This window comes from Dietzia sp. E1, from assembly GCF_014145015.1.
In the GTDB taxonomy this organism is placed as follows: Bacteria; Actinomycetota; Actinomycetes; order Mycobacteriales; family Mycobacteriaceae; genus Dietzia; species Dietzia cinnamea_A.
In genome coordinates this window covers 1-6,259 of sequence record NZ_JAALDU010000200.1, presented here as the reverse complement: position 1 = coordinate 6,259, position 6,259 = coordinate 1, and the positions used below count along the sequence as shown (strand labels likewise).

The 6,259-nt window shown below is 72.8% G+C and carries 7 protein-coding genes; 3 read left to right on the top strand and 4 right to left on the bottom strand.

Annotated features, from left to right (window positions below; translation table 11 throughout):
- Positions 1 to 320: 320 nt before the first annotated feature.
- Positions 321 to 1,154 carry an HAD-IIB family hydrolase gene (locus tag G6030_RS07835; RefSeq protein WP_182642732.1) on the bottom strand — a complete coding sequence of 278 codons (834 nt, stop codon included), beginning with the start codon at positions 1,152 to 1,154 and terminating at the stop codon, positions 321 to 323.
- A complete protein-coding gene (locus G6030_RS07830) occupies positions 1,151 to 1,978 on the bottom strand; it encodes a lysophospholipid acyltransferase family protein (protein ID WP_063972310.1) in 828 nt (275 codons plus the stop codon). Before G6030_RS07830 ends, G6030_RS07835 begins: the two co-directional genes overlap by 4 nt.
- A gap of 60 nt (positions 1,979 to 2,038) precedes the next feature.
- Between G6030_RS07830 and G6030_RS16455 the strand changes: the two genes are divergently transcribed.
- On the top strand, positions 2,039 to 2,557 hold the full coding sequence (locus G6030_RS16455) for a PaaI family thioesterase (RefSeq protein ID WP_347238607.1): 519 nt from the start codon (positions 2,039 to 2,041) through the stop codon (positions 2,555 to 2,557).
- A 110-nt stretch (positions 2,558 to 2,667) separates the two neighbouring features.
- Here the strand turns inward: G6030_RS16455 and serS are convergent, their stop codons facing one another.
- Complete coding sequence (gene serS / locus G6030_RS07820) at positions 2,668 to 3,930, bottom strand: serine--tRNA ligase (RefSeq protein ID WP_182642730.1); 1,263 nt, start codon at positions 3,928 to 3,930, stop codon at positions 2,668 to 2,670.
- A gap of 90 nt (positions 3,931 to 4,020) precedes the next feature.
- On the bottom strand, positions 4,021 to 4,368 hold the full coding sequence (locus G6030_RS07815; protein ID WP_223210230.1) for an ankyrin repeat domain-containing protein: 348 nt from the start codon (positions 4,366 to 4,368) through the stop codon (positions 4,021 to 4,023).
- Positions 4,369 to 4,511: 143 nt separating this feature from the next.
- On the opposite strand from G6030_RS07815, the gene G6030_RS07810 reads away from it, so the two are divergent.
- Both G6030_RS07810 and G6030_RS07805 read left to right on the top strand, forming a co-directional pair.
- Entirely contained in the window at positions 4,512 to 5,630 is a 1,119-nt protein-coding gene (locus tag G6030_RS07810) for a septum formation family protein (RefSeq protein ID WP_241724239.1), read from the top strand.
- Positions 5,627 to 5,977, top strand: a complete 351-nt coding sequence (locus G6030_RS07805; protein WP_007631889.1) for a metallopeptidase family protein — start codon at positions 5,627 to 5,629, stop codon at positions 5,975 to 5,977. Before G6030_RS07810 ends, G6030_RS07805 begins: the two co-directional genes overlap by 4 nt.
- Positions 5,978 to 6,259: the final 282 nt, after the last annotated feature.

Sequence of the window (6,259 nt, the reverse complement as noted above, 5' to 3'; positions counted from 1 at the left end):
GTGACCGCGCGGCGGTCAGCGGGACGAGCGGCGCCTCGGCCAGCCGTGCGGACGCAACCCGACCCGGCGCGAGCCGGTGTGGTGCGGCCCAGTACGCCCCGGGCGGCCGACGCAGGCCGGCATGCCCTGGCACGGCGCTCCCCCTCGCCGAGTGGTCGCAAATGCCGCTCTCCGGCGGACCCGTCCTCGGTAAACGTGGGCAGCTTCGACCACTCGGCGTCAGCGCGACGGCCAGCGGGCGACGGCGACGCGACGGCTGCCGGACTCGAACGGGGCGGCTCAGGCGCGCGCGGGATCAGAGCGCCGGCCGACCCCGCGGGTCAGTTCCACCAGCGCCGCAGGACGTGCGCGAAACCTGCCTCGTCGTTGGTCAGCGTGACCTCGTCGGCGGCGGCGTGGACCGCGGGGATGGCGTTGCCCATCGCGACGCCGTGATCGGCCCAGCGCAGCATCTCCAGGTCGTTGGGCATGTCGCCGAACGCGACCGTGACGGGCACCTCCGCGGACGGGGTGGCGCTCGCGGCCGCGGTGGACGCCGCGATCCGCGCCAGCCCGCTCGCCTTGGTCACCCCGCGGGCGGCGAACTCGATCAGCCCGTTGGTCGTGGAGTACGTGACGTCGGCCAGGTGATCGACCTCGCCGCGCAGGGCGGCCAGCATGTCGGCACTGGGCATACCGGGCACGCGTGCCAGCAGTTTCAGCACGGGCTCGGAGAGGACCTCGGCGTGCCCCACCTCGAGATGCGCGGGGTGGATCCAGGCGTGCTCGTAGTCCGGGCTGGCCACGAAGTCGGCGTCGGCGGCATCCGCCCCGAGCCGCTCGGCTGCAATCCCGCTGCCCGGCAGCCGCTCCCGCAGGACCTCGTCGATCGCCGCGAGCGTGTCCGGGTCGAGCAGGCTGGTCTCGAGGAACTCGCCGCTGCCGGTGTCCATGATGACGGCGCCGTTCGCGCACACCGCCAGTGGCGCGACGGGCAACTGGTCGACCACCTGCGCGAGCCAGCGCGGAGGCCGACCGGTGGCCAGGACAAAGGTCGCACCGTCGGCGACGAGGTCCTCCACGACCGCCAGGTTGGCGGCGGGCACGAGGTCGTCCGAGCCGATCAGGGTCCCGTCGACGTCCGTGGCGACGAGGACCGGCCGCGACCGGCTCACGGAGCGTCCGGGCCCGCCGGTCCCTTCGGGGTGTCGACATCGGCCACCGACGTGCCCTCGGCGGCCGCCTTCTCGGCGCGACGACGCAGTCGCTCCGCGTGCTCGGCCTCGTCCAGGGCCGTGGCCTGCTCGAGCGTGGGAGCCGACCCTCCGAGGCGGGCCGGTACCCAGGTGGCACCGGCCGGGTACGGCCCGAAGCGCTCGGCGTACTCGTCCTGGAGCCGCTCGAGGGTCGCCTGCATCCGCGAGCGCAATTCCTCAGTGCACTCGGCCACCGGCTCGTACGCCGTCATCGGCTCGCCGACCTCCATGATGATCGGCACCCTGGGCCGTAGGAGCTTCTTGGGCAGCCCCTTGGTCCACACTCGCTGGGACCCCCAGATGGTGACGGTGATGATCGGCACCCCGGCCGCGAGCGCCATCCGCACCGCCCCGGACTTGAAGCCCTTGATCTCGAAGCTGCGGCTGATGGTCGCCTCGGGGAAGACGCCCACCAGCTCACCGGCCCTGAGGCGCTCGACGGCCTCGTCGAACGACGCCTTGCCGGCAGTGCGGTCCACGGGGATGTGCTTGAGCTCGCGCATGATCGGCCCGGCCACGGGGTGCTCGAACACCTCGTGCTTGGCCATGTAGCGGATGAACCGCTTGTGCACGCGGGCGGGGAGGCCGGCGTACACGAAGTCGAAGTACCCGGTGTGGTTGATCACCACGACCGCCCCGCCGACCGCCGGGAAGTGGTGTTCCCCGCGCACGGTGATGTCCAGTCCCTGGACCTTGAACATCGTCCGGGCGACCCCGATGATCCCTGTATAGAGCAGCTCCACGGGCCCCAGGGTAGCGGCCCGCGGCGGCGGGTGTCCGCGACCGCCGGTAGGTTCGGCGGGGTGGACCACGACGCCCCCTTCGATTCGGTCGATCCGGTGACGCGCAGCCGTCACTACTCCTGGCCGCCGCTCCCGGACGCCGCCGATCGCTCGCCGCACGCCGGTCTCGACGCACTGCGGGCGATCATCGACGGGGAACGGCACCTCTCCCCCGGCGCGTACTCGCTCGGTGTCCGGCTGACCGCCGCCGAGGAGGGCGCGGTGACCATGACGGCCGAGCCCGCGGAGTGGGCGCTGAACAACGGCGGCACGGTCCACGGCGGGATCGTCTCCGGCTGGGTGGACTCGGCGCTCGGCTACGCCACCGCGACCGTCGTCGAGCCGGGCACCGGGTACAGCACGCTGGACCTCACCGTTCGCTACATCCGGGCTCTACGCCTGGAGAAGACCCCCGCGACGATCCGCGCGGAGGTCGAGCACGCCGGCCGGTCGACGTGCGTGGTCCGGGTGCGGGTCACCGACACCGACGGCCGCACGTGTGCCAGCGCGAGCGGTGTGATGATGCTGTTCCGCCCGTGACGGTCCGGTAGGGACGGACGCGCACCCGGGAGCGGCGCGACCGGGCGCGACGCGCGGGACCGCCCCGGGGCCGGGACGACGAGGACGACGACGACGAGGGCGGCGATCCCTCAGCGGATCGGCTCGAGCACGTCCTTTCCGACGAACGGCCGCAGCGCCTCGGGCACGACGACGGACCCGTCGGCCTGCTGGTGGTTCTCGAGGATCGCCACGAGCCACCGCGTGGTGGCGAGAGTGCCGTTGAGGGTGGCGGCGGTCTGCGTCCGGCCCTCATCGTCGCGGTAGCGCACCCCGAGCCGACGGGCCTGGAACGTCGTGCAGTTGGACGTCGACGTGAGCTCCCGGTAGGTCCCCTGCGTGGGCACCCACGCCTCGCAGTCGTACTTGCGGGCGGCCGAGGAGCCGAGGTCGCCGCCGGCGATGTCGATGACGCGGAACGGCAGGCCCATGGCCTCGAGCATCTCCTTCTCGAAGCCCAGCAGGCGCTTGTGCTCCTCGTGCGCCTCCTCGGGCTTGCACCATGAGAACATCTCGACCTTGTCGAACTGGTGGACGCGGATGATGCCGCGGGTGTCCTTGCCGTGGCTGCCGGCCTCGCGGCGGAAGCACGAGGACCAGCCGCAGTAGCGCTTGGGACCGGCGGACAGGTCGAGGATCTCGCCCTGGTGGTAGCCGGCCAACGCGACCTCGGAGGTGCCGACCAGGTAGAGGTCGTCGTCCTCGAGCCGGTAGACCTCGTCGGCGTGCTGGCCGAGGAACCCGGTGCCCTGCATGATCTCGGGCCGCACGAGCACGGGCGGGATCATCATGGTGAAGCCGTTGGCGGTGGCCTTCTGCGCGGCGAGCTGCAGCATGCCCAGCTGGAGCAGGGCGCCGTAGCCGGTGAGGAAGTAGAAGCGGGCGCCGGAGACCTTGGCGCCGCGCTCCATGTCGAGCAGTCCGAGGCTCTCGCCCAGCTCGAGGTGGTCCTTGGGCTCGAAGTCGAAGGTGGGGATCTCGCCGATCCGCTCGATCTCCACGAAGTCGTCCTCGCCGCCGGCGGGCGTGCCTTCCTCGACGACGTTCGACAGCAGCCGCTGGAGGCGGTCAACCTCGGCCGCCGCGGCCTTCTCGGCCTCCTCGGCGTCCTTGACCGCCTGCTTGAGGGCGCCCGCGGCCTCGAGCAGAGCCGGGCGCTCCTCGGGCGAGGCCTTGCCGACCTTCTTGCCGTGGGCCTTCTGCTCGGCGCGGGCGGAGTCCGCGGCCGCGATGCAGGAGCGGCGGGCCTCGTCGGCGGCCAGCAGCTGGTCGACCAGCGACGGATCCTCACCACGGGTGCGCTGGGAGTCGCGGACGAGGTCGGGGTTCTCGCGGAGCAGCTTGAGATCGATCACGCATCTCAGCCTAGCGGCCCCCGCGAATACTCCCGGCGGCCAGTCGCGGCCGGGCACCGTGGCCAGTCGCGGCCGGGTGCCGTGGCCGCCTCAGACGCCGAACAGCTCGAGGAACGCGTCCTTCTCGAACATCCGCGCGGTGTCGACGGCCGTGGGCGTGCCGCCGTACGGATCGGCCCCGGCCTCGAAGAGCACGCGGACGACCTCGCCGTAGCCCTTGAAGACCGCGCCGGCCAGCGGGGTCTGGCCCCGGTCGTTGGCGCGGTCGACCTCGGCACCCCGCTCGAGCAGGGCGCGGACGGTGTCCGGGTGGCCGTTGTAGGCGGCGAGCATGAGCAGGGCGTCACCCCGCTCGTTGGTCAGGTCGGGGCTCACGCCGGCGTCGACATAGGCCGCGAGCCGCTCCGTCTCGCCGTCCCGGGCCAGCTGGAACAGCATCTGGGCGAACTCGAGGACCTCCGGGTCCACACCCTCCCGTGGCGAGCGCACGTCACCGTCCGCGCCGGGTCGCTCGTCGTGGTTCTGTCCGCTCATGCTCTGAATCCTATCGGGACGGCGCGGTTGCGGCATCATGGAAGGCGATGACCACTTCCACCCGATCGTCACGCCGTGGTCGGTCCCTGCTCCGCACGCGGGGCGCGGTCATGGCCTCCCTCCTCGCGGTCCTGTCCGGCGGGGCGGTCACCGGCGCGCTCATGGCCTCGGCGATCAACGACCCGAACTCGTCGAGCGCCGGGCGGATCGCGGCGGTCGTCCCGCAGGTCGACCCGCGGACCCTGTCGGGGCCGGCGTACGCCAACGCCGCCCCGGGCACCTGCCTGACCTGGTCCGTCGACGCCGCGGACCGCGTGGCCTCCTTCGACACGGTCGACTGCGCCGAGCCCCACCGGTTCGAGGTGGCGGGGCGGATCGACCTGTCCGAGGTCCCCGGGTTCGGCGAGGGGACCCCGCTCCCGGACAGCGACGATCTGGCCCCGGTGGGAACCGATCGGTGCCTGCCGCTCATCTCCCGGTACGCGGGCGGCCGCGAGGTCGATCCGCAGGGCCGCTTCACCGGTCTGGTGGTGCCGCCGTCCGAGGAGGGCTGGGCCAAGGGCGACCGCAGTGTCCTGTGCGGGATCGCGGCCGCCGAGCTCGACGGTCGGTCCGCCCTGTCCACGGGCACGTTCGCCGAGGCGGACCAGCACCGCCGCTGGGACCCGGGAACGTGCCTGGGCTTCACCGCCGAGGGTCTGCCCGGCGCGCCGGTGCCGTGCTCGGACGACCACTCGATCGAGATCGTCGCCGACGTCGACGTGACGGGGACCTTCCCCGAGGGGCCGGTCCCGCCGGAGCCGCGCGTGCAGTCCGAGCTCACCGCGGACGCCTGCCGCGAGGCCGGGATCGCCTACCTCGGCGACCCCGAGGCGCTGCGCCGCACGACGCTCATCTCGACGCTGGTCAACCCCATCTCCGAGGTCTCGTGGCGCACGGGCAGCCGCACGGTCAACTGCGGGCTGATGCGGGCCGCCGAGCCCGGGCCGTTCGCGGTGCTCCGCGGCTCCGCGCGGCAGGGTGTGCTCATCGACGGGAACACGCCGGTCGCGCCCACCACCACCGAGATCCCGCCGCCCGGCCAGCAGCCCGGCGGCGACACCGGCGCCACGACCGACACCGGCCAGGGCACGGTCGCGGTCCCGGTGCCCGGCGGGGCACCGTGAGCATCCGCGTCGACGAGGCGAGGTTCGAGGAGCTGGTCGACGACGCGCTGGACTCGGTACCGGACGCGCTGTTCGAGGCCATGGACAACGTGGTGGTGCTCATCGCCGACCGCAATCCTGACGAGCCCGGGCTCCTGGGGCTCTACGAGGGCGTCGCGCTGACCGAACGCGACACCACCTACTCCGGGTTCCTGCCCGACACCATCACCATCTACCGGGGCGCGCTGTGTGACTTCTGCTCGACCGAGGAGGAGCTGGTCCACGAGGTGGCGGTGACGGTGATCCACGAGATCGCCCACCACTTCGGGATCGGCGAGGAGACCCTGCACGCCCTCGGCTGGGGCTGATCCGCCACGCGCCGCCGGGCACACGAGTGAGCGCGGGCACGGGCGTGCACAGTCCCAGCACGACTGCCCGCAGTTGCGCTGCCTCCCTGACCCGCGCTGGCTGTATGCACGGTTTCATGAGGCTTGCGCTGCGGCAGTGGACCATCATGGACGCGTAAGTCATTCAGCCAGCGCGACTCGGCCCGCTTACGCTGCCGGATCGCCCCGGCCCCGGGCCCACCCGCCCGGCATCCCCGCCCGCCGAGCGTCACGCGCCCCGCCTGCCGAGCGCCATGCGCCCCG

Coding starts and splice junctions, on each gene's coding strand:
- G6030_RS07815 (WP_223210230.1), bottom strand. CDS start 4,368: ATGCTGTTCCAGCTGGCCCGGGACGGCGAGACGGAGCGGCTCGCGGCC.
- G6030_RS07810 (WP_241724239.1), top strand. CDS start 4,512: ATGACCACTTCCACCCGATCGTCACGCCGTGGTCGGTCCCTGCTCCGC.